Below are 21894 nucleotides of genomic sequence, written 5' to 3'. Positions count from 1 at the left end.
TTTTTTGCAGATTTCGGCGGGAATCGGATGAAACGTCGCCGGCCGCCCCGCCTTAAGACCTGACCGGAGGATGCCGCCGGGTCCGGATTCTCAACCGGATTTGCGGGAAAACCTGGTCCATTCGTCAAGAAAAAGCCGCCATCCAGGCCAAAAATGAGGAGGTTTTTCTGAGCAGGGGCCGCGCCCTAAAAAGAGACCGTCAGGGAGAGCAGGCACGCTTGGGATCAAGCTCGGCCCCGCCGCTCAGGGCAGGAAATTCGCGGCGTCCTGGGAGATGGCCGTGCCCAGGTAGAAATCGAGGGCCTTGGCCACCGTCAGGATGACGAATCCCAGGACGACAATGGCTAGGACGACGAGGATGACAGCCTTCGAGGTCGAGACCTTCTTGGCCAGGCCCTGGGGGGCCAGCACGTCCCAGAGAGACTTCCCGACGAAGCCGATCATGATCATCAGGCCCAGGAACAGCCGGTAGCTGAAGACGCGGCCGTGGGCCTCGTCCGAGGCGTCGATATGGAACAGGGGCGAGACGAGCCAGACGGCGAAGAGCAGTACGAGCGCGGTCAGGCTCCAGGTCAGCGCCTTTTTCTGATCGATGCGGATCTTCATCCCGGACCATTATATGCGAAGGAAAAAACAATACCAAGGAGTAATTTCCTCGAGGTTTCCCGGATTCAGAGGCTTCCGGCGACGGCCTGATGAAGGACCATCTCGGACTCGGTCTTCGTCGGTTTCGTGACCAGGATGCCTCGGTCCGTTTGGGCGAAACCGCCGCGGCCGACTATCGTGTCCCTCGCGGCCGTCAGCCAGGCCTCGACCCCGGCGTAATCGGGATGGTGCCGTTCGTTGCCGTCGATCGGATAAAGGACGTATTTCGCCGACCAATAGTCCAGGGCGACGGGGTCCTGACCGGCCAGGATCGTGTCAACCCGGGTGGTGGCCGAGGCCGGGTACCCGATCAGGGCGGCCTGGGAGACCCAGATGGCGTCCATGATGTTGAGAACCGGCGTCAGGACCGAGGCCATCATCTTGCCGCAGGTTTCTCCGAGCCCGGCGTAGTGCCGAAAGCCCGACTGGCCGTCGGACATCGAGACCAGGCCGTACATGTGCTTGATGGCCCCGGTGATCTCGGAACCGCCCGTGTCGTGGTGCTTGAGCACGGGGATGTTTATGAGCTTGAGGTTCTCGTCGTAGGAGCTCCCGCTCCAGACGCCTTCGCGGAGCTCGACCCGCCGTCCGCCCGGCGTCGTGAAGCAGGGGTAGGACACGTTCTCGAAGACGCGGTAGCCGTTCGCCGCGTGCTCGCCGGCGCCGATGAAGCTCGCCCGGACGGGATCGAGCAGGAACGCCGAGACCCTGGGGTCGTCGAACAGGCTGTCGGCGAGCCAGAGGAACGAATGGCTCTCATCCTGGGCGTTGGCGTGGACCTCGGCGTTGCCTTCGTACGAACTCGATGTGTCGCAGGCCAGGCTGCCGCGGCCCTGGCCGTTCTCGACGATGACCGCCTCGCCGCGGAACCCGTCGGGATGCTCCAGGATCCGCTGGATGACCCCCCGGACGAGATCGCTGTTCGTGCAGCCGCGGTACTTCCATTGGGCGTTGACCTTGATGAGCACGACGTCATCGGCGGCTATCAGTCCGTTCGTCCCGTTCAGCGCGCCCGCGACGGACGTCCGGTAGAACTTGAGGCCGTTCTGCCCCATCAGGTTCAGAAGGGTATCGACGCCGGCGTGGCGGTTCCCCGAGGTGAAGGGATCGGCCGGGATCCGGGTCACCTGAAAGATGGCGTTGCGCGCGTCTGCCGGCCCTCCGGGAGAGGTCGATCGCCCGCAGCGATCGAACGACAGCGCGGCCGCCAGGACCGAGCTCCCGCCGAGCCTGACGAAATCCCGCCGTTTCATCGGCTCACCGTCCCCTCATCGGCTGAGTCGTCCGAGCCGGATAGATCATGGGATCTCCCCGCTCCACGCGGACCGGATCCCGGCGCTCCGGATCCGCCTTCCGTGCTGACCCGATCACAAGTTATTCAATTCAAATGGGATTGTCAAGGCGGCGGGAAGCGGGGCGGCCCTCCTGGCCTTCGCGGCGGCGTCGATTAAAATACTCGCGATGCGCGCGCGCCGCCGAACGGGCTGCCGGTGCCTGCCGGGCCGTCTCTACGACCTGGCGTTCAGCGGCGCATTCAGGGGGCTGAGGCGCCGGGTGGCGCTGGCCGTCGCGGCCGAGACGGAAAGAGTGGACCTGGACCCTCCTTCGGGTTTATGATTCGGCGGAATGGTCATACGGGAAGGAGCGCACATGACAGCAGCACGTCGGTCCGTCAAGAAGCCGGTTCTTCATGGCCTTCCGCTTGGCGCTTTCGCCTTCACGGTCCTTCTTTGGGCCGGGCCGCTCGCCGCCCAGGACATGCCCGGACGGCCGGGGGCCTCGCTCGACGCCGCCAAGGCGCCGGCGGTCGCGGCGCGCCGGGCCAGGCTGATGGAAACCGTCAAGGACGGGATCATCATCATCCCGTCGCAATACAAGACCCGGGACGGCCTGCGCGACAACCTCAACTTCCTCTACCTCACCGGGCTGAAGGAGGCCGACTCCGTCCTCGTCCTCGATCCCGGCGGTGCGCCGCGCCAGACGATCTTCCGGCGGCCGGCCGGCGGGCCGGGAGGGCGGGGCATGACGGGCGAAGCGGCGGCCATGATCGCGCCGGCCAGGCCCGGCGGCCCCGGCGCCCGCGACGGACAAGCCCCGGCGGCCGGCGGCGCCGCTGCGGACCAGGGTCTGGTCGAGAAGCCGAACACACAGCTTCCGTCGGAGTTCTTCCGCCTGGCCATGGCCGGCCGCCTGACCCGCGTCTATCTCCCGTTCTCCGACCTCGATTTCCTGTCCCGGACGTTCGTCGCGGCCGGCCTGCCCAATCCCCTGTCGCAATCCGAGGCCGTCCTCAACATCGACCCGGCCATCTCGGAGCTGCGCCTGACCAAGGACGCCGGCGAGATCGCCGTCCTGCGCGAAGCCATCGACCTCACGGCCGAAGCCTTGAACGAAGCGTTCCGGGCCGCGGGGCCCAAGATGCGCGAGATCGACCTGGCCGCGATCCTCCGTTACGCGTTCGACCTGCGGGAGACCGAAGACTCGTTCCTCCAGGCCGCGTCCGGCCCGAACTCGACCAACATCCACTTCGGGGCCACGGCCCGCCCCCTCGAGGCCGGTGACCTCGTCGTCTTCGACGTCGGGGCCTGGATCAGCGGCTATACCTCGGACATCAGCCGGACCATCCCGGCTAGCGGGCGGTTCACGAAGGAGGAGCGGGCCATCTACTCGCTCGTCCTCGAGGCCGAGAAGGCCGGTTGCGCCAAGCTCGGTCCCGGTGTCACCTTCAAGGCCGTCCAGACCGGGGTCGAGGATATCCTGATGGCCGGGCTGGAGAAGCTCGGCCTGGTCTCGGACATCCGGAGCGCCTGGCAGCGGCGCCTCTACATCCAGCACGGCTTCGGCCACGGCATCGGGCTCGACGTCCACGACGTCTGGAGCTGGCACAGCCCGCGCCTCGACAAGGTGGCCATGGCCCCGGGCATGGTCATGACCATGGAGCCGGGGCTCTATTTCCCCGAGGCCCGCTTCGACGCCTTCCTCGACACGCTCAAGGGCCAGGCTCCAGAAGCCGAGGTCGCGGCCTTCCGCGAGAAGGTCGGGCCGGTCTACAAGAGATATGCCGGGATCGGCGTCCGCATCGAGGACGACGTCCTGATCACCGCGGGCGGCAGCGAGATCCTCTCGGGGCGCGTGCCCAAGGAGATTTCCGACATCGAGAAGCTGATGAAGGAGAAGAGCCGGTTCAACGACTAGGGGATCAGGGCTTCCTGCGCTTGTATCTCGCCCAGATGCCCAGGCCGACCAGGCCCGCCGTCATGAGAGCGAGGCCCGCCGGCTCGATTCGGGCGTAAGAGCCGCCTTGGCCCCCGGGCTTCGCGCCGGGGTCGAAGGCTCGAAGCCCGGCCGTTCCACGCGCCGCCGACGACAGAAAGATAAAAGCCGCGGCCAAGAGGGAAAACACCCCCCCCCTTTTTCGGATCTTCACCTTGTTCCCCTCTTCCGCTGAGCGGAAGTGCCGGCCTATCGTTATATTTACGCCGGCCTTCGCGAATGTCAAGAACGAAGGAGGGGCGTCAGAAAACGGGCCTCCGCCTACCGGGCAGGAGCGATCGAGATCATCGCCCTCAGCGTCCGGAAGCCCTGGAGATAGTCGTCCGCGGTGAAGGCCAGGGTCCGGGCGTCGACCCGGGTGACGCCCGGGATCATCGCCCCCATGTCGGCCTGGGCGGAGACGTGGTAGGCGAGCTCGAAACGATAGGGGCCGGCGAGCTTATAGGGTTTGGCGGCGGCCAATTTGGCCAAGGCCTCCCTGGCGCCGGCCTCGATCTCCTGGCGGGCTTCGTCGAACGGCAGGAGCTTGGCCGCCAGCCGGCCATAGGCCTCCTTGACAGCCACCGTCACGACGTCCCGGCCCAGGATCTCGGTCGCCTGCCGGCAGACCGCCGTGTCGCCGGTGACGAGCACCACCGGAACGCCGTAGCAGCCGGCGATCAGGGCGTTGAGGCCGAGCTCCGGCATCTCGAGGCCGTTGACCTTGATGCCACGGACGACGCTGCTTGAGATCGTATGATCGAGTATGGCGTTCTCAGTCCCGGCCTTGGCGTGGTAGCCGACGAGGAGGCAGGCCTGGAAGGAAGGATCGATCCCCTGCATCATGGACAGAGGCTTCGGGGTGCCGGTGATGAGGGACGCCCGGGGGTCGAGGTCGCCGGCGTCGATATTCCGCATGGAGCCGTGGGAATCATTGACCACGACCTCGGTCGCCCCGGCCAGGAACGCTCCCTGGATCGCCGCGTTGACGTCCCGGGCCATCCATTTCCGCGCGGCGCCGTAATCCGGGGTGCCGGACGAGGTCTGGTCGGAGTTGACCACTCCCCAGATGCCTTCCATGTCAACGGAAATGAAGACCTTGAGGGGCGGCCTGGGTTTGGGCTGAGCCGGGGAAGGCAAGGCCAGGGCCAGCGCCAGAGCGGTGAAAACACCAAGGGTGATACGGGATCTTTTCATGTTAGCTCCTGTAGAAATCTCAATTTGCTTTTTTTCGGCTTGAAAAGCCTGATTTGACGGGTGTTTCGGGCTCGTTATTCGGGGTATCTTTATTGTTTTCTTTTTGTTGGCCTAGCCAAGGCGCCTTCCGGCCCGGACAGCGCTCGCGGTCACAGAGCTCACAGGCAACGAATCCCTCCTCCGAAGGGAAGAAGATCCCGGAAACCGACTTGCGCGGCACCATGAGCAGGCTGTCGGTCAGCCGCACGCCGATGAGCGTCTCCGTATCGCCGAAGATCGCGAAGAGCTTCGGCTGCTCGGTGATGGGCCAGTCGGCGAGCGACCCTGGGCTGAGGCTGGAGAGTCCCCGGACCCCGAAGCGCTCCTCGAGATGACCGGCGAGCCAGGCGGCGGCTTTCTCCAGGGCGATGTTCGCGATCTCCTCGAGGTAATACTGCTTGAGGAGGTCGCCCTGGGCGGAGGCCGCCCGCTCGAGCTCCTGCCCGATCGTGATGATGTAGGGGAAGACCTTGTGGGCCCGATCGAGGTTCTCGCCGAGGATATGGCTGTTGAAGGTCACCCCGGCCACCTCGACGGCGCTCTCGGCTTTCGCCCCGACAAAGGCGACTTCGTACAGGGCGCGCGGGCGCATGAGGCGCAAGGCCAGCGAGATCAGCCCGTCCAGGCTGTCGAGGCCAGCCCGCGCCGGATCGTACCTCAGACGGGCGGCCGTCTCGGCCGGGTCCAGGCCGACGGGGATCGAGGCGCATGTTCCCATGGCGGTCGTTCCATACTAAACCCAAGGGAACGGGAGAATCAAGGGACTTCGGAGCGGCCGGACGGCCGCTTTCGCGGGGGCCTTTATAAATCGCCGAAAATGTGCAAAATAGGGGCGAGGTGCAACATGAATTCCGTTTCCATCATCGGCACCGGATACGTCGGCCTGGTCACGGGCACCTGCCTGTCCGAGTTCGGGCTGAAGGTCATCTGCATGGACACCGACGCTTCGAAGATCCGGGACCTCGAGCAGGGCATCGTCCCGATCTACGAGCCGGGATTGGCTCCCCTCATCACCAAGAACGTCGCCGCCGGGCGCCTGCTTTTCACGACGGATATCGCCGAAGCGGTCGCCGCCTCGCGGGTCATCTTCATCGCCGTCCACACCCCGCCCAACGAGGACGGCTCGGCCGATCTCCAGCACGTCCTGGCCGCCGCCGGGGCCATCGCCCGGCACATGACCGGCTATAAGGTCGTCGTCAACAAGAGCACCGTGCCCATCGGGACCGGCCGGAAGGTCCAGGAGGTCATCCGGGCGGAGCTCGCCCGCCGGGGCCTGGCCGTCGATTTCGACATCGTCTCGAATCCGGAGTTCCTCCGCGAAGGGACGGCCGTGCGCGATTTCATGCACCCCGACCGGGTCGTGATCGGGGGGGACAACGAGAAGAGCCGGGAGATCATCCGCGAGATCTACAACGTCCTCTACCTCATCGAGACCCCGTTCATCTTCACCTCCCTCGAATCGGCGGAACTCGTCAAGTACGCGTCGAACGCCTTCCTGGCGGCCAAGATCGGCTTCATCAACGAGATCGCCAACCTCTGTGACGCGGTCGGCGCGGACGTCCGGGACATCGCCAAGGCCATGGGCATGGACGGCCGCATCGGCAAGTATTTCCTGCACCCGGGGCCCGGGTACGGCGGCAGCTGCCTGCCCAAGGACACCAAGGCCCTGGTTCAGATCGGGCAGGAACATGGGCAGCCGATGAACATCATCGAGGCGGTCGTCCGTTCGAACGCTCGGCAGAAGCACCACATGGTCGAGAAGATCGAGGCCCGCATGTCCGGCCTGAAGGACAAGGTCGTGTCCGTGCTCGGGGTGGCCTTCAAGCAGGGCACCGACGATATCCGGGAGGCCTCCGCGATCCCCATAATCAGGGAGCTTCTCGAGAAGGGCGCCCGGGTCAAGATCTACGACCCCTTTGCCATGGAGAACGCAAAGAGGACGGCCTTCGCCGACATCCCGGCGACCGAAAGCAGCCGGCACAACTCCCTGGTCGAGGGCGAGTTCCTGGCCGGCCCCTACAGCATCATGTACTGCGCCGACGAATACGACGCGGCCGAGGGCGCCGATGCCGTGGTGATCCTGACCGAGTGGAACCAGTTCCGCCATCTGGACCTTCCCCGGATGGCGTTGTCGATGCGGGGCAGGTTCTTCTTCGATTTCCGGAACATCTACGAGCCGGCCGAGGTGAAGGGCGCCGGCTTCGCTTATGAGGGGATCGGACGGCCGAAAACAGCCTGACGTCAGTTGCGCGGCTCAGGGGACAACGCTGCCCCGGCCTCAAAGAGCACGGCACCCCCCTCGAGAACCAACAACGGCAGAACCCCCGGGCGGGGGAAGAACAAGCCGAAACCTAATTCTTCTTGCCGCGTTTCCGCTTGGCGTAGATGCCCAGCGAAACCAATCCGGCCCCGAGCAGAGCGATCGTGGCTGGTTCCGCGACCGACCTGATGGGGCCGCCGCCATGCCGCGGCGGCCGCCGCGGGCCGAGGCTCGCGGCGCTGGCCAGAGACACGACGACCAGCATTGCGATCAACAGGTTTAGCGCTCTTTTCATGAGATCCTCCCTAACTCCCTTAGCCCATTAGGCGTCATTATTATCTTCAAAGGCCGGCCCAAAGTCAAGACGAGCCCCGGCACCGCTCTAACATCTGTATTTTGAGTCTCTTAGGACCCAGAGGACATATCCCAGCACGACCAGCCCCAGGCCGAAAAAGAGAAATCCCCCCGATCTGTGAAGGAACCCACCGTCGACGATCCGCATGTCCACGAAGTAAGAAAGGAGATAAAGCGTCATGATCCGGACCCCGTTCTTGAAGACGGAAACGGGGAAGACGGCGGCCGCGAGGACGATCTTCTTCAGCGGCCCCCGCAGGAAGAGCTGGCCCGCCAGGATGCTCGTGATCAGCAGGGCCAGCGTCGAGCGGATCCCGCTGCATTCGCTGGCGACCTCGAGGCTGAAGCCCGGCAGATGGAACACCGATCCCTCGCGCACGAAGGGGACTCCGAGCCCGGCGAAGAGGATACCTGTCACCTCGGCCGACGCCGAAACCAGGGCTTTGATAATGCCCTCGATGACGACCGTGGGAAGCGGCACGGCGAAGATCAGGAACAGCATCGGGAAACGGGCTTTCCGGAAAGCCCGGGCCCCGAACAACAGCAGGAACGAGCCCCACCAGAAAACGAGGGCTGCCGACACCGAGACGAAGCCCGCGGCGTTCAGCGAGGCCCCCGCGGGACGGCCGAAGGCGAAGAGCGCGGCGCCGGCGGCCATGCCTGTCAATCCGGGCCAGCACAGGGACCCCGTCGCCGGGAAGGCCTCGTTCCGGCGCCGGTAGAGGAACCAGGCGCTGATGGCCGGGATCACGGGAATATGCGTGTAGTACCAGGAAGGATGGGCGTGCCGCAGCAGGTCAACGAGCGGGGGGATCCCCATCGCCGCCGCGGCCAGCGTGCACGCGGCGAAGGACCAGATGGCTTTGGCGCCTGATCTCATCACGACTCCCTGAGGCTGTGCGGCAAGTCCCGTGAATGATAGGACAGCCCCCGGGGCCTGTCAATCCCGCGGGCGGGACCGCTCCCGGGGCTTCTAGATCCGGATCAGGATCTTCCTCCGATAAAGCCAAAAGCACACGAACCATAGGCCGCCCCACACGGCGAGGCTCGTCAGGACGGCGGACGGCCAGGCGCCGATCCAGCCGGCGAAGGCCCCCGTGAAGGGCGAGGCCAGCCGCTGGAACCACTCGGCGCCTCCCGACTGCGTGAAAAGGTAGATAAAAAGCGGGTTCGCCCCGACGACGGCGAAGAACGCCGGGACCTTCCGCAAGGACAGCCCATCGACGAGCCCGCAGGCGAAGGCCAGGGCCAGCAGGCCCAGCCCGCCGCCGACGAGGACGAAGGAGCTCGTCGAGATCCTCCGGATGATCGGGGTGACGGCGCTCAAGGCCAGTCCCGCCGCCAGGGCGGTCAGGCCGGCGGCGACCAAAGTCCGGATCTTCCGGGCCACGGAAGTCTTGTTCAGGAGAAGCCGTCCCGCCATCGTCCCCCAGATCACGAAAGCGGCCGAGGGGACTATGTTCCAGGCCACCCAGTGACCTTCCGAGAGCTCCCCCGTCAGCAATCGATCCACCCAGGACCCGAAGTTGTGGTCCGGCACAAAGGGCTGGTTATACCCCGGAACCGGACAGAGCCTGTAGAGCGCTTCGGTCAGCGCCAGGAGCCCGAGGGCGACGCCCAGCTGCGCCGCCGGCTTGCGCCTGAGGAGGAGGAACGCGACCAGGCCTCCGAAGGCCAGATGAGGAAGGACGTCGTATAGAAAGGCCCCGCGCGGGTTGCTCTCGACGGGGCTGACGAGATAGAGAGCCCAGCCCAAGAGCAACAGCAGGAGCGAACGCCGAAGGATCCGCCCCAGGCCTCCCCCCTGCCCGTCTTTGGAGCGGTTCGCGCTGGACACCGCCAGGGCCACGCCGCTGATGAGGAGGAAGAAGGGCAGGCCGAGGTCCCATAGCCGCAGGCCGTTCCAGGGCTGGTGCTGAAGCGCGCGGCCGACGGCGCCGACGATCGTCCCCGCGAGCCTCGGGTCGAGCAGGAGATCGTAGAGCCCCGTCGCCTCGCCGATCAGAAGGAACATGACGCAGCCCCGGAAGAAATCCAGGGAAACGAGCCGTTCGGGAGGGGCGGAGGGATAAAAGGGGCCCGCGTCCGTCTTGGCCAAGGGATCATGGTAGGCGCGGGAAGGATTCGAACCCCCGACCTCCTCCGTGTAACGGAAGCGCTCTACCACTGAGCTACGCGCCTGGACATCTGATGGCGATATGTTAAGCGAGCCGCCGGGACCTGTCAAGCTTCGGGGTTTGACAAAATCCCTATCATTCCTATAAGATGCCTCATGCCAAGGCCATTCGCATCGAAATCCTGTCAATACGGAAACCCGATGATCCAAGAAGCCGAAAAAGGGTCGCTCCTGGCCAGCCTGCGCGCCGTCGAAAAATGGGTCGAAGACCACGACTACAAGGCCTATGAGCCGTTCGACGGCCTGTCCTCCAGGCTCCGCCCCCTGACCTTCCATAATTACTTCGCCGAGAGGGTCCTTCAGCAGGTCTTCAAGAGGTCCCCGGTCAACATCCGGCCCCTGTTCGGGGTCAAGCCCCTGGAATCGACCAAAGGCCGGGGCTACATGGCCTGGGGCTACCTGACGATGTACCGTCTCAGCGGCGACGAAAGCTATAAGGCCCGGGCGGTCCGGGAGCTCGATTGGCTCGACAGGAACCGCTCGCCGTTCTACGATCACCACAGCTGGGGGAACCATTTCGACTTCTCCGGCCGCAAGGTCCGGACGAAGGTTCACGAGCCGATCATCGTCTGGACCAGCCTGATCGGCCAAGCCTACCTCGACGCCTACGAGCTTCTCAAGGATCCGCGCTACAGGGACATCAGCCTGAGCATCTGCGAATGGATCCTCGGCCTCCCCCGGGAGAGCACCCCGGAGGGGATCTGCCTGAGCTACGTCGCTTTCGACCAGTCAACGGTCCACAACTCCAACATGCTCGGCGCGGCCATGCTGGCGCGGACCGGGGCGCTCTTCGGCCGCAACGATCTCATGGCCGTGGCCCGCCAGGCCATGGATTACGCCTGCGCCCACCAGCGCCCGGACGGCTCCTGGTTCTACGCCGAATCCGCCAATTGCCACTGGATCGACAACTACCACACCGGATACAACCTCGACAGCCTGAAATGCTACATCGACGCGACGGCCGACGCGCGCTACGCGGGGGCGCTGGACCGCGGCCTCGCGTTTTACCTGGCCCACTTCTTCGAGCCCGACGGGGCCCCCCGGTACTATCACGACCGGAGGTACCCGATCGAGAGCCAGTGCGCAGCCCAGGCCATCGACACCCTGGCGACATTCTCGCCGGGCCGGCCCGAATGCCTCGCCCTGGCCCTGAGGACCGCGCAATGGACGATCGCCCATATGCAGGCGCCCGACGGGCACTTCTACTACCAGAAGCTGCCCTATGCGACGAACAGGACGCCGATGCTGCACTGGGGCCAGGCGACGACGTACAAAGCGCTGGCCAATCTTCTGACAAGGATCTGAAGGAGGGACGCAGATGGCCGAAAAAAGGACCTGCACCCGCTGTCTTCTCACCGAGACGACCCCCGGGATCTCATTCGACGCGGACGGGGTCTGCAACTACTGCGCGACCTATGAGTCCAAGCTGAACGTCCAGGGGGAGGACAAGCTCCTGGAGCTTCTGCGGACGTACAAGGAGAAGACAAAGGACAAGAAATACGACTGCATGGTCGGCCTGAGCGGCGGCCGCGACAGCACCTACACCCTCTACAAGCTGGTCAAAGACTACGGGATGCGGGTCCTCTGCATCCACTACGACAATCCGTTCACCTCGCCGCAGGCCGTCGAGAACATGCGGCGCGCCTCGGAAGCCCTCGGCGTCGAGGTCGTCGGCTGGGGTTTCCCCCAGGGTGAGCATGTCCGCGCGACCAAGAAGGCGCTGCGCATCTGGGCCAGGCGGCCGTCGTCCGCGCTCATCCCCATCGTCTGCGCCCACTGCAAGAACTGGTGGCCGACGATCTTCAAGATCGCCCGGAAGAACGACATCTCGCTCATCGTCATCGGCAGCAACCCGCTGGAGACGGCCTCGTTCAAGAAAGCGGCCTTCGGCGGGTCCCGGACCTACCACAAGCTCACGAACATCCCCCGGATCATCGGACGGACGGCCAAGGAGCTCGCGGCCAATCCCCGCTATTTGACCTTGTCGTGGCCGCTCATCCTGTCGATGTACCTGGGGGCCAGCCACAGCTCGCCCTATCTCCGGAAGCGGTACAAGGACATCCAGGTCATCCGGCTTTTCGACTATCTCCCCTGGAACGAGCGCGAGGTCGAGGACAAGGCCAAGGCCTTCCTCGGCTGGGAGAGATCGCCCGAGGTCGAATCCTCCTGGCGTTTCGACTGCCGGCTCGATTACGTCCGCCGGAAGATGTACGCCGCGACCGTCGGCGTGACCGAGCTCCGGGACCTCTTCAGCAAGATGATCCGGGAAGGCATGATGACGCGCGAGGAGGCGGCCGCCCGGCTCGAAAAAGAGGACCGGGTCGATCCGGCGGTCATCGAGGACGTCCTGCGCCAGGTCGACATGAAGTCCGACGACCTGCCGCTCGGTTAGGTTCCGGGCCTGCCGCCTTCCTTCGCCGCCCGAGCCTACCCCGCCCGCCGATCCTGGGCCGGCGAATGACGCTCATGGTCGAGCGTCGGTCCGATTGACTGGACGCCTTTTCAGAAGGTAAACTCATATCCCGGTCGTTTGATCCGGGCTGATACCGGCCGCGAAAGCGTGGAGGACCGAGATGGCGAAGTCGAGCTACCGTCCGCTCCTGGCCCTGCCCATGATCCTTTTAGCGGCCTGCGGGGGAAATAACATGGCTTATCTCCATCGGATCCAAGCCGATCTGGATGCCGTGCCCGGGACGAAGTGGGAAGCCCTTTCACAGAAGAAGGTCTTTTTCGGCCACAAGTCCGTCGGCGTGAACATCGTCCAGGGCCTCCGGGAGGTCATGGAGCGTCGTCCGGCGATCAGGCTGAACATCCGGGAGACGGCTGACCCCGCGGACTTCTCCGGCCCCGTCTTCGCCCATGCCCTCATCGGGGCGAACAGGGACCCGGGCTCGAAGATCCGGCGGTTCCGGGAGATCATGGACAGCGGGGTCGGCCGCTCGGTCGACGTCGCCTTCATGAAGCTCTGCTTCGTCGATATCGACCACACGACCGACGTCGAGGCGCTCTTCAAGGAATACGCGGAGGCCCTGGCCGCCCTGAAAGCTGATCATCCCGGCGTCGATTTCATCACGGTCACCGTTCCCTTGACCTCCCGTCCCGTCGGGATCAAGGCCCGCCTGAAGAGGATCCTGGGGAGGCTGCCCTGGGAAGAAGCCGACAACGTCAAGAGGAACGCCTACAACGACCTGCTGAGGGAGCGGTTCCGGGGGTCCCTGTTCGACCTGGCCTCGATCGAGTCGCGGATCGACGGGGACCATAAGGCCACCTTCGAGAAGGACGGCCGGCGCTACGAACTCCTCTATCGCCCCTATACCAGCGACGGCGGCCATCTCAACGCCGCGGGGCGGCAAATCGTCGCGATCGAGCTTCTGCGCTTCCTCGCCGAGCGGCCGGGCCGCTAGCCCCCGCGGCGCCGTTCCCGAAGGCCCTCGCCCGCCCGGTCACGCCTTGACACTTTCCGCCGCGCTGGGATATCGTAGCAGGCGCATCACGGGAGGATCACATGCCTTTTTCGAAGAACGATATCAAGATCGACGCCGCCGCCGAAGCCGCCCGGATAGTCGAGAGGATGCGGCAGATCGTCGGCCGCGACCTCCATCGGCAGGGGGCCGTCGTGGGCATCAGCGGCGGGATCGACTCGAGCGTTTGCCTGGCCCTGAGCGCCAGGGCCTTCGGCCCGGAGAAGGTCCTGGGGATCACCATGCCCGAGTCCGACTCCAACCCCCTCAGCGCCGTCCTGGCCAGGAAGCTGGCGCGTCAATACGGCGTCCCGTACATCGTCGAGGACATGACCTCGGCCCTGGCCGGCTTCGGGACCTATCGCCGCCGCGACGAGGCCATGAAGAACGTCTTCCCCGAGTACGACTCCACGTACCGGGCCAAGATCATCCTGCCCTCGGCGCTCGGCGAAAAGGACCAGATCAACGTTTTCCGGCTTAAGATCATCTCGCCCGAGGGCGAGGAGAAGACCGAGCGGATCCCGCTCAAGGAATACCTCCAGATCGTCGCCGCCTCCAACTTCAAGCAGCGCAGCCGGATGTCCATGCTCTATTACCACGCCGACCGCCTGAATTACGCCGTCATCGGGACGGGCAACAAGAACGAGCACGAGCAGGGCTTCTTCGTCAAGTACGGCGACGGCGGGGCCGATCTCAAGCCGATCGCCCATCTCTTCAAGACCCAGGTCTTCCAGATGGCCGCCTACCTGGGGGTGCCGCGGGAGATCCAGGAGCGCACGCCGACGACCGACACCTACAGCGCCGAATGCACCCAGGAGGAGTTCTTCTTCCGCGTCCCCTTCGAGATCGGCGACCTCATCTGGTACGCCATGGAAAAGAACGTCCCGGCCGGCGAAGCGGCCCGGGAGCTCGGGCTGGACGAGGCCCGGGTCGTCAACATCCAGAACGACATCAGGCGCAAGATCAAGGCCACCGAGTACCTGAGGGCGGAGCCCCGGCACATCGGCTAGGACCGCGCCGGCCCGGCGGGCCGGGGAACGATCCATGGGATATACGAAGCTTGTTCATGACTTCCTCGAGGATTCCGCCGCCCGGCGGCCGGACAAGCCGGCCCTTTTCGCCGGGGGGATCTGGCACGCCTACGGCGACCTGAACGGCCGGGCGAACCGGCTGGCCCGCCTCCTGATCGACCGCGGCCTCAAGCGGGGCGACCGCGTGGCCCTGTTCATCGAGAACTCCGCCGAGTACGTCGTGAGCTATTACGCCGCGCTCAAGGCGGGCGGCACGACGGTGGCCCTGAACACGGAGAACACCGCGGAGGATGTCGCCTATATAGTCCGGGATTGCGGCGTCCGGTTCCTCGTGGCCAGCCACCGGCTCGCGGCCAGGGCCTTTTCGCCCGCCGCGGCCGGACCGGACGGCGCGGGTCCCCTCTCCGGCTGGCCGCTCGAGGCCGTCTGTGTCTGGAACGGGCCGAAGGACGCGCCCGCCGGCCTGCCGGGCGGAGCGCTCATCCGCCTGCCCGAAGCCATGGAGGGCCGGCCCGGCGGCGATCCCGGCGTGCGCCAGATCGATCTCGACGTCGCCTCCATCGTCTACACGTCGGGCAGCACGGGGAAGCCGCGGGGAGCCGTGCTGTCGCATCTCAACATCGTCTCCAACACCCGCTCGATCGTCGACTACCTCGAGCTGACGGCCGACGACCGGGTCCTGGCCGTCCTGCCCTTCTATTACATCTACGGCAAGTCGCTCCTGAACACCCATTTCTGCGTCGGCGGCTCGGTCATCGTGGACAACCGGTTCCTCTACCCCAACGTCATCCTCCAGACCATGCGGGACCAGGAGGCGACCGGTTTCGCCGGCGTGCCGTCGACCTACAGCATCCTGCTGAGCCGGTCCAATCTCAAGGCCATGTCGTTCCCCAAGCTCCGCTACGTGACCCAGGCCGGCGGCGCCATGGCCCCGTCCGTCCAGAAGGAGGTGGCCAAGGCCTTCGCCCCGGCCCGCCTGTTCATCATGTACGGGGCGACCGAGGCCTCGGCCCGGCTCTCGTATCTCGACCCGGCCGACCTGCCCCGCAAGTGGGGCTCCATCGGCAAGCCCATCGCCAACGTCGAGCTCTTCGTCGCCGACGACCGGGGCCGCCCCCTGCCCGCCGGCGCGGAGGGCGAGATCGCCGCCCGGGGCTCGAACATCATGTCAGGTTACTGGAACCACCCCGAGGAAACGGACAAGGTCCTGCGGAACGGGCTCTATTACACCGGCGACATCGGGCGGATGGACGAGGAGGGCTTCCTCTTCGTCGTCGGGCGGACCAAGGACATGATCAAGATCGGGGGCAACCGGGTGAGCGCCAAGGAGATCGAAGAAGCCCTCCACGAGCACCCATCCGTCGCCGAGGTGGCTGTCATCGGCGTCCCGGACGAGGTCCTCGGAGAGGCCCCCAAGGCGTTCCTCGTCCTCAAAAAGGGGGCCCCCGAGGGCCTGGCCGAGGAGCTCCCGGCCTTCCTCCAGAAGCACCTGGCCGTCTACAAGATCCCCAAGCTCTACGAGATCCGCCAGGCCCTGCCCAAGAACGAAGCGGGCAAGGTCCTCAAGCTCAAGCTGCGGTGATCTGGGTCAGAAGACCCTGAAAAGGTCGGCCAGATCCCCCGACGCCAGATAGGCGTTCCAACGGGCCTTGGCCGGGATGCTGGTCGCGAGCCCGCTGACGTCCGGTCCGATCGGCGGCCACTGGAGCGTCCCGAAGAAGTCCGGCTTGGAGCTGTAGACCAGGCTGGCCGGGATGGCCTGCGAGGAGATCGCCTGGTCCCAGACCACGCTTCTATTGTAGTAATCGTAGTTGCCGTGGCGGAGAATGGTCGCGGCGACGTCGGCGTCGGGAGCCGTCGTCGATTTCGTCCAATTGTCCCAGGGCACGCTCGTATAGGCCGCCATGCTGATGCTGTCCATGCCGGGGAAGCCGAGGACGTAGACGCCGGACACGGACGTCGGGTTGGCCGGCAGCTGGTAGTAGGCCGGGGTCCAGCTCGAGTCGCCGATGACGTTGCCGACAAGCGTGTGATAATAGCTGCCGCGGCAGAGATCGATCAGCCTGCGGACGCCGGAAGCCCCGTCCCGGAGCCCGTGGATGTTGTTGCGGAAGAGCAGCGTGTGGGATGTGGAACCGTGGTAGCCGTCGTTCTGGAACCTCTGGAGGACGTTGCCCTCGATGAGGTTCATGATGGCATGCGGCCCGTGGTTGACGATCATGCCCTGGTCGACCCAGGCATGGCCGGCCCGCTGGACGTTCTCGACGAGATTGTACAGGCAGGCGCTGGCCGACGAGCCGTTGATGATGAGGCCGTCGCCGACGCGGCAGGCGATGTTGTCGACCGCGAGGCAGTTCGAGCAGCCGTAATAGAAGAAATAGGCGTAGCCGTCCGCCTGGCTGGGGAAGCCGGCCGCGTCATGCGCGTAGCAGCGCCGGATCTCGCCCTGGAAGGAATGACGGAAGAAGATCATGCCGGTCGTGCCGACCATGTTGTCGACCTCGACGTCCTTGACCCAGCAGCGGTCGGTCCCCGAGAAGTTGACGGCCCGGTCGGTGCTGCCGGAGCCGCGGAGGGTCAGGCTCTCGACGCCGCACAGGGTGGCGCCTGGACCGCCGCTCAGCGGATAGGCCTTGGGATTGAGCGACGCCTGGTAAGTATAGGGAACGGCCGTGGCCAGGGTGATCCGGGTGCCGCTCACGGCCGTAATCCGGGAGGTGAAGCGGACGTTCCGGGTCGCCGACATGCCCCAGACGCCGGGGAACCCGGTCCGGTGGTAGACGCCGACGCCGGCCGAGCCGAGGGCGTCCGGGCTGTCGTCCTGGGTGATCTGTATGAGATTGCCTACGGCGAAGGCCGACGAAGGCGTCGCGGCCAGGGTGATGGTCGTGGAGCCCTTGACATAGCCGCTGGCCACGTCCACGCCGTCCGCCTCGAAGAAGCTCAGCTCGGTGGCCGAGATGGCGTAGCCGGACGTCGCGTTGATGACCGTGCGCCCGGCGCCGGCCCCCCGCAGCGTGACGCCCGACCTCGAGCCGAACGTGATCTGGCCGAGGCTGTAGCTGCCGGCGGCCAGGAAGACGACCTGGCCGGAGGGGCAGGCGGCAATGGCCGCGTTGATCTCGGCCAGGGTGTTCGAGGGCGTGAGCGTCCTATAGACGGTCGTCCGGTTGGGGATGCCGCCGGGGACGCCGACGCTGGTCCAATCGATGATCCGGTCGTCCGGCAGGAGGCTCGTCGACGTGGCGACGGTGATCGTCCGGCTGGCCGTGTCCGAGCCCGACAGGCCGGCGGCCAGCAGGGTGACGGTGTAGGAGCCGGCGGCCGCAAAGGTGTGGCTCGGGTTCTGGGCCGCGCTCGTCCCGCCGTCGCCGAAATTCCATTGCCACGAGGTCGGCGACGCCGTCGAGGTGTCGGTGAAGGACACCGCCTGGCCGGGAGCCGGAGAAGTCGGGGCATAGGAGAACGAAGCGTCCAGGGCCGCGGCGGCGGCCACCGTGACCGCCCTGGTGGCCGTGGCGCTGGAGGAGCCGGACGCGGCCGTCAGGCTGACCGTATAGGTCCCCGCGGCCGCGTAGGCATGGCTCGGATTCTGGGCCGTGCTCGTCCCGCCGTCGCCGAAGCTCCATTGCCACGAGGTCGGCGACCCCGTCGAGGAGTCGGTGAACTGCACGGTGTCGCCCGCCGCCGGCGCGCTCGGGCTGAAGCCGAAAGAGGCCGTCACCGTGTTCGAGGCCGTGACCGTCACGGCCAGGCTGACCTCGTTCTGGCCGGAGCCGTTCGAGGCGGTCAGCCTCACGGTGTAGGTCCCCGCCGAGGCGAAGGCATGGCTGGGGTTCTGGGCCGTGCTCGTCCCGCCGTCGCCGAAGCTCCAGGACCAGGCCGTAGGGCTCCCGGTCGAAGCATCGGTGAACTGGACGGACTGACCGGCCACGGGGGAGGCCGGCGAGAACGTGAAGGCCGCCGTCAGGGAGGCCGAGACCGAGAGCGTCCGCGAGGCGCTGTTCGACCCGGTGGCGTTGGTGACCGTCAGGGTCACGGTCTTGGAGCCTGCCGCGGCGTAAGCGTGGCTGGGATTCTGGACGGCGCTGGTCGTCCCGTCCCCGAAGTTCCAGAGCCAGGATGTCGGCGAGCCCGTCGAAGCGTCCGTGAACTGGATCGCCTGGCCGGCGGTCGCGGCGGCCGGGCTGAAGCTGAACGAAGCCGCGAGCGGCGTGGCCACGGTTATCGTCCGGGTCGAGGCGTTCGACGAAGTGGCGCTGGTGACCGTCAGGGTCACCGTCTTGGAGCCTGCCGCGGCGTAGGCGTGGCTGGGATTCTGGGCGGAGCTGGTCGTCCCATCCCCGAAGTTCCAGAGCCAGGACGTCGGCGAGCCTGTCGAGGTGTCGGCGAACTGGATGGCTTGGCCCGTGGTCGGGAAGGCCGGGGAATAGGTGAAGGATGCGGCCAGGACCGACATCGAGGCCACGCTGATCGTCCGGCTGCCCTGCTTCGTGCCGGTCCCCCCGCCGGTCGTCAGATTCACCGTATAGGTCCCCTCGCCGGCGAAGGCATGGCTCGGGTTCTTTACCGTGCTCGTCGCGCCGTCCCCGAAGCTCCACCGCCAGGATGTCGGCGTCCCGGACGTGGTGTCGGAGAACTGGACGGTCTGGCCGGGCCCGGGTGTGGCCGGGCTGAACACGAACGTCGCCTGGGCCGCGGCGGGCAGGACGGTGAGCGTCCGGCTCGCCTTCCGGGAGGCCGCGGTGGTGGAGGCCACGACCGTCACCTTCCGGAAGCCCGTTTCCGCATAGACGTGGACGGGATTCTGTTCCCTGCTCGAGGTCCCGTCACCGAAGTCCCAGGCAAAGGCCTGGGGGGCTCCCGACGATTTCGCCGTGAACTGCACGGGCTGTCCCTGCGTCGGGTACCGGGGGGTGTACGTAAAGGACACGCTGAGATTGCCGGTGGCCTTCACGGCCAGGCGGGTCAGCAGGCTCTCGCTCGACTTGCTTTGGGCCAGGATGCGCCCCGGCAGGAAGAATGAACAAACCGCAAAAAGGATCAGGCCGAGATGGACCCTATGAGCGCTTCCATTAAAGCTCGGCGTTCTCGCCATTTCATATGCCTCCGTCGATTTCATTTGCCCCGATCGGTGTCAGGGTCAGAACCATTATCGGCAGGGGCCGCAAGAGGCCGAATCACCCCAAAGGGGGATATCCTAGAGTATTAAGACGGAAAGATGGCTAACCGCGGGGCCGGACCCGGTCGATGGCCCCGTCAGTCCCCGAAAAGGTCGTCCAGATTGCCGGAGGACAGGTACGCTTTCCAGCGTGCCAGGGCCGGGATATCGGTGACGAAGCCCGGGACGTCAGGGCCGATGGGAGGCCAGGCCAGCGATCCGAAGAACGCCGGCTTCGAAGAGTAGAAAAGGCTGGCCGGGATGGCGTGGGAGACGATATCGCCGTCCCAGACGACGTCGCGATGATAGAAATCGTAATTCCCGTGCCGGAGGAGCGTCCCCGCCACATCCGGATCGGGGACGGCCGTGGACTTCGCCCAGCTGTCCCAGGGAACGCCCGAATAGGCGGCCATGCTCACGCTATCCATCCCGGGAAAGCCCAGGATATAGACGGCCGAGACGCTCGACGGGTCGGCGGGCATGTCGTAGTAGGCCGGGGACCAGCTCTCGTCGCCGATGACGTTCCCGACGACGCTGTGGTCGTAGCTGCCCCGGCAGAGATCGACCGGCCGCCGGGGCTCGACGGCGCCCGCCCGGACCCCGGTCACGGCGTTGCGGAACAGGACCGAATGGGAGGTCGAGCCGTGGTAGCCGTCGTTCTGGAATCGCTGCGTGACGTTGCCCTCGATCAGGTTCATGATGCCGTGCGGGCCGTGGTTCACGATGACGCCCTGGTCCACCCAGGCGTGCCCGGCCCGCCGGGCCTCGTCGATGAGGTTGTAGAGGACGGCGTTCGCGGACGAGCCGTTGATGATCACGCCGTCCCCCACGCGATAAGCGATGGAATCCGCGACCAGGCCGTACGAGCATCCGTAATAAAGAAAATACGCGTAGCCATCGTCCTGGTTGGGGAAGCCCCTGGCGTCGTGGACGTAGCAGCGCCGGACCTCGCATTGGGACGAATGACGGAAATAGACGATCCCGATCTGGCCGATGGCGCCGGAGACTTCCACGTCCTTGATCCAGCACCGGTCCGCGCCGGAGAAGTTGAGCGCCTTGTCCGTCCCGGCGCCGCCGCGGATCGTCAGGCTCTCTAGCCCGCAAAGGGACGGGCCGGGCCCGTCCCTCAACGGATAGGCCCTCGGGCCCAGGGCCGCCGAGTAGGAATATGGGATGGGCGTGGCCAGCGTGATCGTATTGCCGGCGACACCCGCGATCCGGGACGTGAAGCGGAGGTTCCTCGTCTTCGACATGCCCCAGACGCCCGGAAAGCCGGTCCGGTGGTAGACGCCGACCCCGGGATTCCCCAGGGCCCCCGGATCATCCGCCTGCGTGATCTGAACGAGGTTCCCGGCGCGAAAGAGGGACGACGGCGACGACGCCAGGACGATGCTCGTCGAGCCCTTCGTGAACCCGGAGTTGAGGGCGATCCCGTCGTCCTCCATGAAGCTCAGCTCCGCGGAGGCGACGGCGTCGAGGGCCGTCGAGTTGATCACGGTGCGACCGGGCCCGGCCCCGCGGAGCGTGACGCCGGATTTCGAGCCGAAAGAGATGCTGCCGAGGCTGTAGGATCCGGCCGTCAGGAAGACGGCCTGGCCCGAGGGGCAATCCGCGATCGCGGTGTTGATCTCGGCCAGGGAATTCGACGGCGTCAGCGTCCGGAAGACGGTCGTCCGGCCCGGGATCCCGCCCGGGATCCCGGCCGGGGTCCAGTCGATGAGCCGGTCCGGCGGCAGGACCGCGTCGGCGGTCACGCAGACCGTTCGGACCGTCGAGCTCGTTCCCGACGCGCTGGCGAGGGACAGGCTGACCTCATAGGTCCCCGCGGCGGCGTAGGCATGGCTGGGATTCTCGGCGGTGCTCGACCCTCCGTCCCCGAAGGCCCAGGTCCAGGACGTCGCCCCGCCGAGCGACGTATCGGTGAACTGCACGGCGCGTCCCGGCGCCGGAAGGAAGGGCCGGAACATGAAGGACGCCGCCAGCGCCGCGACCGTGACCGTCTGGCTCGCGCTGTCGGAGCCGGCGCTGTTCCGGACGGTCAGCCGGACCGTCCTCGTTCCCGAGGAGGCATAAGCGTGGCTCGGGTTCTGGAGCGAGGAGGACCCGCCGTCGCCGAAATCCCAGCTCCAGGCCGTCGGGCTGCCGGTGGAGGCGTCCGAGAACGCGACCTCCTGGCCTATGGCCGGGTACGACGGGGAGAACGAGAAGGCCGCGGCGGGCGGGGTGCCGGGATTCTCGTTGTTCTTGTCGACGCCGCACCCCCAGGCCAGCAGGACGATGACGGCCACGAGCCCGGCGGCCTTAGGGAGCGCCATGAT

16 protein-coding genes and 1 tRNA gene are annotated in these 21894 nt (G+C 66.1%); 7 read left to right on the top strand and 10 right to left on the bottom strand.

Going from position 1 to position 21894, the window contains the following annotated elements:
* Positions 1-243: 243 nt before the first annotated feature.
* Both ABFD52_02375 and ABFD52_02370 read right to left on the bottom strand, forming a co-directional pair.
* Entirely contained in the window at positions 244-606 is a 363-nt protein-coding gene (locus ABFD52_02375) for a hypothetical protein (GenBank protein ID MEN6559607.1), read from the bottom strand.
* Positions 607-671: 65 nt separating this feature from the next.
* Positions 672-1898, bottom strand: a complete 1227-nt coding sequence (locus ABFD52_02370; GenBank protein ID MEN6559606.1) for a DUF362 domain-containing protein — start codon at positions 1896-1898, stop codon at positions 672-674.
* A gap of 397 nt (positions 1899-2295) precedes the next feature.
* Between ABFD52_02370 and ABFD52_02365 the strand changes: the two genes are divergently transcribed.
* A complete protein-coding gene (locus tag ABFD52_02365; GenBank protein ID MEN6559605.1) occupies positions 2296-3840 on the top strand; it encodes an aminopeptidase P N-terminal domain-containing protein in 1545 nt (514 codons plus the stop codon).
* Between the two features lie 339 nt (positions 3841-4179).
* On the opposite strand, the gene ABFD52_02360 is transcribed toward ABFD52_02365, so the two are convergent.
* A complete protein-coding gene (locus ABFD52_02360; GenBank protein ID MEN6559604.1) occupies positions 4180-5094 on the bottom strand; it encodes a M55 family metallopeptidase in 915 nt (304 codons plus the stop codon).
* A gap of 19 nt (positions 5095-5113) precedes the next feature.
* Entirely contained in the window at positions 5114-5851 is a 738-nt protein-coding gene (locus ABFD52_02355) for a vitamin B12 dependent-methionine synthase activation domain-containing protein (GenBank protein ID MEN6559603.1), read from the bottom strand.
* Positions 5852-5977: 126 nt separating this feature from the next.
* Here ABFD52_02355 and ABFD52_02350 point away from each other — a divergent pair, with 126 nt between their 5' ends.
* A complete protein-coding gene (locus ABFD52_02350) occupies positions 5978-7372 on the top strand; it encodes a UDP-glucose/GDP-mannose dehydrogenase family protein (protein ID MEN6559602.1) in 1395 nt (464 codons plus the stop codon).
* Positions 7373-7484: 112 nt separating this feature from the next.
* On the opposite strand, the gene ABFD52_02345 is transcribed toward ABFD52_02350, so the two are convergent.
* The 4 genes from ABFD52_02345 to ABFD52_02330 form a co-directional block, all read right to left on the bottom strand.
* A complete protein-coding gene (locus ABFD52_02345; GenBank protein MEN6559601.1) occupies positions 7485-7688 on the bottom strand; it encodes a PEP-CTERM sorting domain-containing protein in 204 nt (67 codons plus the stop codon).
* 87 nt (positions 7689-7775) lie between these two features.
* Positions 7776-8627, bottom strand: coding sequence for an exosortase/archaeosortase family protein (locus tag ABFD52_02340; GenBank protein ID MEN6559600.1), 852 nt, complete (start codon positions 8625-8627; stop codon positions 7776-7778).
* 93 nt (positions 8628-8720) lie between these two features.
* Positions 8721-9761 carry a DUF5009 domain-containing protein gene (locus ABFD52_02335; GenBank protein MEN6559599.1) on the bottom strand — a complete coding sequence of 347 codons (1041 nt, stop codon included), beginning with the start codon at positions 9759-9761 and terminating at the stop codon, positions 8721-8723.
* 91 nt (positions 9762-9852) lie between these two features.
* Positions 9853-9928: transfer RNA gene (locus ABFD52_02330), tRNA-Val, on the bottom strand.
* Positions 9929-10064: 136 nt separating this feature from the next.
* Between ABFD52_02330 and ABFD52_02325 the strand changes: the two genes are divergently transcribed.
* The 5 genes from ABFD52_02325 to ABFD52_02305 all read left to right on the top strand — a co-directional run bounded on the left by ABFD52_02325 (position 10065) and on the right by ABFD52_02305 (position 15997).
* Entirely contained in the window at positions 10065-11228 is a 1164-nt protein-coding gene (locus ABFD52_02325) for a hypothetical protein (protein ID MEN6559598.1), read from the top strand.
* Between the two features lie 13 nt (positions 11229-11241).
* A complete protein-coding gene (locus tag ABFD52_02320; GenBank protein MEN6559597.1) occupies positions 11242-12315 on the top strand; it encodes an ATPase in 1074 nt (357 codons plus the stop codon).
* Between the two features lie 181 nt (positions 12316-12496).
* On the top strand, positions 12497-13327 hold the full coding sequence (locus ABFD52_02315; protein ID MEN6559596.1) for an SGNH/GDSL hydrolase family protein: 831 nt from the start codon (positions 12497-12499) through the stop codon (positions 13325-13327).
* A gap of 101 nt (positions 13328-13428) precedes the next feature.
* Complete coding sequence (gene nadE / locus ABFD52_02310; GenBank protein MEN6559595.1) at positions 13429-14394, top strand: NAD(+) synthase; 966 nt, start codon at positions 13429-13431, stop codon at positions 14392-14394.
* Positions 14395-14428: 34 nt separating this feature from the next.
* Positions 14429-15997 (top strand): AMP-binding protein, encoded by a 1569-nt coding sequence (locus ABFD52_02305; GenBank protein ID MEN6559594.1) that lies wholly within the window; start codon positions 14429-14431, stop codon positions 15995-15997.
* A 6-nt stretch (positions 15998-16003) separates the two neighbouring features.
* Here ABFD52_02305 and ABFD52_02300 read toward each other — a convergent pair whose 3' ends face one another.
* Together ABFD52_02300 and ABFD52_02295 are read right to left on the bottom strand one after the other, a co-directional pair.
* Positions 16004-19513: a PKD domain-containing protein gene (locus ABFD52_02300; protein ID MEN6559593.1), complete on the bottom strand. Its 3510-nt coding sequence runs from the start codon at positions 19511-19513 to the stop codon at positions 16004-16006.
* Positions 19514-19674: 161 nt separating this feature from the next.
* The gene (locus ABFD52_02295; GenBank protein MEN6559592.1) at positions 19675-21891 is read right to left on the bottom strand and encodes a PKD domain-containing protein; all 2217 of its coding nucleotides are present in this window, start codon (positions 21889-21891) and stop codon (positions 19675-19677) included.
* Positions 21892-21894 lie beyond the last annotated feature (3 nt).

The organism is Acidobacteriota bacterium (assembly GCA_039683095.1).
Taxonomy (GTDB): Bacteria; Acidobacteriota; Aminicenantia; order Aminicenantales; family Saccharicenantaceae; genus RBG-16-66-30.
The sequence above is the reverse complement of the archived record's forward strand: the minus strand, read 5'-3'. Positions and strand labels throughout refer to the sequence as shown.

What these genes read in the sequence shown, in the direction of transcription:
- ABFD52_02335 (MEN6559599.1), bottom strand. Translation starts at nt 9,761, where the DNA reads ATGTTCCTTCTGATCGGCGAGGCGACGGGGCTCTACGATCTCCTGCTC.
- ABFD52_02315 (MEN6559596.1), top strand. Translation starts at nt 12,497, where the DNA reads ATGGCGAAGTCGAGCTACCGTCCGCTCCTGGCCCTGCCCATGATCCTT.
- ABFD52_02360 (MEN6559604.1), bottom strand. Translation starts at nt 5,094, where the DNA reads ATGAAAAGATCCCGTATCACCCTTGGTGTTTTCACCGCTCTGGCGCTG.
- ABFD52_02375 (MEN6559607.1), bottom strand. Translation starts at nt 606, where the DNA reads ATGAAGATCCGCATCGATCAGAAAAAGGCGCTGACCTGGAGCCTGACC.
- ABFD52_02300 (MEN6559593.1), bottom strand. Translation starts at nt 19,513, where the DNA reads ATGGCGAGAACGCCGAGCTTTAATGGAAGCGCTCATAGGGTCCATCTC.
- ABFD52_02295 (MEN6559592.1), bottom strand. Translation starts at nt 21,891, where the DNA reads ATGGCGCTCCCTAAGGCCGCCGGGCTCGTGGCCGTCATCGTCCTGCTG.
- ABFD52_02340 (MEN6559600.1), bottom strand. Translation starts at nt 8,627, where the DNA reads ATGAGATCAGGCGCCAAAGCCATCTGGTCCTTCGCCGCGTGCACGCTG.
- ABFD52_02350 (MEN6559602.1), top strand. Translation starts at nt 5,978, where the DNA reads ATGAATTCCGTTTCCATCATCGGCACCGGATACGTCGGCCTGGTCACG.
- ABFD52_02305 (MEN6559594.1), top strand. Translation starts at nt 14,429, where the DNA reads ATGGGATATACGAAGCTTGTTCATGACTTCCTCGAGGATTCCGCCGCC.
- ABFD52_02325 (MEN6559598.1), top strand. Translation starts at nt 10,065, where the DNA reads ATGATCCAAGAAGCCGAAAAAGGGTCGCTCCTGGCCAGCCTGCGCGCC.
- ABFD52_02355 (MEN6559603.1), bottom strand. Translation starts at nt 5,851, where the DNA reads ATGGGAACATGCGCCTCGATCCCCGTCGGCCTGGACCCGGCCGAGACG.
- ABFD52_02345 (MEN6559601.1), bottom strand. Translation starts at nt 7,688, where the DNA reads ATGAAAAGAGCGCTAAACCTGTTGATCGCAATGCTGGTCGTCGTGTCT.
- ABFD52_02370 (MEN6559606.1), bottom strand. Translation starts at nt 1,898, where the DNA reads ATGAAACGGCGGGATTTCGTCAGGCTCGGCGGGAGCTCGGTCCTGGCG.
- ABFD52_02365 (MEN6559605.1), top strand. Translation starts at nt 2,296, where the DNA reads ATGACAGCAGCACGTCGGTCCGTCAAGAAGCCGGTTCTTCATGGCCTT.
- nadE (MEN6559595.1), top strand. Translation starts at nt 13,429, where the DNA reads ATGCCTTTTTCGAAGAACGATATCAAGATCGACGCCGCCGCCGAAGCC.
- ABFD52_02320 (MEN6559597.1), top strand. Translation starts at nt 11,242, where the DNA reads ATGGCCGAAAAAAGGACCTGCACCCGCTGTCTTCTCACCGAGACGACC.